The organism is Pseudomonas sp. GP01-A4, assembly GCF_058780865.1.
Map to the genome: position 1 here is coordinate 1 of NZ_JBYSWF010000144.1, position 2,682 is coordinate 2,682.

General features: G+C 60.4%; 2 protein-coding genes. Both read left to right on the top strand.

The genetic code is table 11. The features are described 5' to 3' along the window. Nucleotides 1-194 precede the first annotated feature (194 nt). Nucleotides 195-1,061, top strand: coding sequence for a pirin family protein (locus AC3WKX_RS34175; protein ID WP_003210245.1), 867 nt, complete (start codon nt 195-197; stop codon nt 1,059-1,061). A gap of 63 nt (nt 1,062-1,124) precedes the next feature. Next, nucleotides 1,125-2,567, top strand: a complete 1,443-nt coding sequence (locus AC3WKX_RS34180; protein ID WP_063028913.1) for a mechanosensitive ion channel domain-containing protein — start codon at nt 1,125-1,127, stop codon at nt 2,565-2,567. The last annotated feature ends 115 nt before the right edge of the window (nt 2,568-2,682 follow it).

The window sequence follows — 2,682 nt, forward strand, 5'->3', positions numbered from 1 at the left end:
GGTTCATGTCGGGCTCCGTGGGGCGGGGTGAGCTAAAAATTACGCTTGTAATATTTGTCGCCATATTATGGTCGAAATATAAAATAATCCAGCCCGCGAGTATTTGTTCCACTGGTGGGACGATCAGGGCCGATTTTGCCGTCTAGCGCGGAATTGGTATCGGATTTAAGGTGTATCCATTACTGGAGACACATATGAAAAAGATCATCGGCATCTACACCAGCCCACGTGGCCATTGGGTCGGCGACGGCTTTCCGGTTCGCACGCTGTTTTCCTACGACACCATGGGCAAGCAGATCAGCCCGTTCCTGTTGCTGGATCACGCCGGTCCTGCGGCATTCACCCCGACCGAGCAACGTCGCGGCGTAGGCCAGCATCCCCATCGCGGTTTTGAAACCGTGACCATCGTCTACAAGGGCGAAGTCGAGCACCGCGATTCCACCGGCGCCGGCGGCACCATCGGCCCGGGCGATGTGCAATGGATGACAGCCGCCAGGGGCATCATTCACGAGGAGTTTCACTCCGAGGCGTTCGCCCGCAGCGGCGGCGCCCTGGAAATGGTCCAGTTGTGGGTCAACCTGCCGGCCAGGGACAAAATGACCGATGCCGGTTACCAGACCATCCTCGATGGCGATATTCCGACGCTGCCCCTGGCCGACCACGCCGGCAGCCTGCGCTTGATCGCGGGCGAGTTCGACGGGGTCAAAGGCCCGGCTCGCACCTTCACACCGATCGACGTGTGGGACATGCGCCTCAAAGCCGGCCGCTCTGTGACGCTGGACCTGCACGCCGGGCGCAACACCGCGCTGGTGGTGTTGCGCGGCACGGTGCGGATCAACGGCACTGAAGTGGCGCGGGAAGGGCAGTTGGCACTGTTCGAGCGCGATGGCACGCAACTGCGCCTCGAGTCCAGCGACGACGCCATGGTGCTGTTGCTCAGCGGCGAGCCGATCGACGAACCCATCGTCGGCCACGGCCCGTTCGTGATGAACACCGAGCAGGAAATCCACCAGGCGTTTGCCGACTATCAGTCCGGGCAATTCGGGCAGATGCAGCGCTAGGGCGCTATACCCTCCAAAGGCATTTCATGCGATCTTCATGGCATTCGCCCTGGAGTCGCCTGAATGCCCTCATTTATCTCCGATCACCCGATGTTCTGTGCCTTGGCGCTGGTGCTGATCGATATTGCCGTATGGCGTTTGATCTCTGCCGATTTCGCCAATTGGAAGCTGGCGGCACGCCTGGTGATCTTTGCGGTGTTCAGCGCCGTGCTGTTCAACGAAGGCATGAACCCGATGCAGGTCGCGCCGTTCGGCGACAACGTGGCGCTGCATTTGGCGGCAACGGCGTTCCAGATCGGCTGGTGGCTGTTTGCGGCGCGCACCCTCACGGTATTGCTCGGCGCGGTGATGATGCAGCGGGTCGGCCACACCGGGCGGCTGTTGCAGGATCTGGTGGGCGCGGTGATCTTCCTGATCGCGATCATCGCCGCCATGGCCTACGTGCTCGACCTGCCGGTCAAGGGCGTGCTGGCCACTTCCGGCGCGGTGGCAATCATCGTCGGCCTGGCGTTGCAAAGCACCTTGAGCGACGTGTTTTCCGGCATCGTGCTCAATACCACCAAACCCTACCAACTGGATGACTGGATCTCCATCGACGGCACCGAAGGCCGGGTGATCGACATCGACTGGCGCGCCACCCAACTGCAAACCTCCCAGGGCAGCCTGGCGGTGGTGCCCAACTCGTTGGCGGCCAAGGCCAAGATCATCAACTTCTCACGTCCCGCAGATATGTTTGGCTTGGCGGTCAGCCTGCAAGTCAGCCCCCATGCGCGGCCCCAAACCGTGCTGGATGCGCTGGAGCGGGCGATGCAGGGGTGTCGGCCGTTGTTGGCCAAGCCGGCGCCCAGCGTGGCGTTCAAGACGTCGGCCAGTGGTGGCGTGGAGTATGAGATCAGCGGGTTTGTGCCGGCCATGGCGCTCAAGCGTGAGGTGCGCAATCAGCTTTATGATTTGGCGTTTCGGCATTTGCAGGCGGCGGGGGTGAGCTTGTTGTCGGCTGCCGAGAGTAATGCGCCGGTGACGGTTTCCCGGGCTCGGGCGTTGTTGGAGAGCTCATCTATTTTCTCGACGTTGAGGCAGGAGGAGAAGGAGACGTTCAGCCAGAACATGACGCTGCAGACCTTTCGCGCCGGGGAAATGATTTTGCCGGCGGGGGAGGTGAGTGATCACCTGTTTATCATCGAGTCCGGGGTGATTTCGGTGATGTTGACCAAGGCCGGGCACAAGTTTGAAGCCGGGCGGATGGGGCCTGGGGAGGTGATTGGTGAGGCCGGGATTTTGTCGGAGCAGGGTGTGCCTGCGGACTTTTCGGCGAAGACGTTTTGTACGTTGTATCGGATTGAGAAGGAGTATCTGAAGCCTTGTCTGGATGCTCGGCATGACATCAGTGAGGCTATGAAAAGTTTGTTGGATTTCAGGTTGCATGCGGCTCAGAGTTTGACGCAGGAGGCGCCTGTGGTGCCGGTTAAGAAGGGGTTTATGCAGTGGCTGCGGAGTCGGGCCTGAAGGTGTACATATCCGTTGCTGCGGTAACGGCCACTTAGGGTTCCGCTCTTACAGCGGGTCACTTTTGGCAAACGCCCGGAATGCCGGCCCAGCCAAAAGTAACCAAAAGGTCTTT

Excerpts from the sequence above, each read along its gene's own strand:
- AC3WKX_RS34175 (WP_003210245.1), top strand. The coding sequence starts at position 195 with ATGAAAAAGATCATCGGCATCTACACCAGCCCACGTGGCCATTGGGTC.
- AC3WKX_RS34180 (WP_063028913.1), top strand. The coding sequence starts at position 1,125 with ATGCCCTCATTTATCTCCGATCACCCGATGTTCTGTGCCTTGGCGCTG.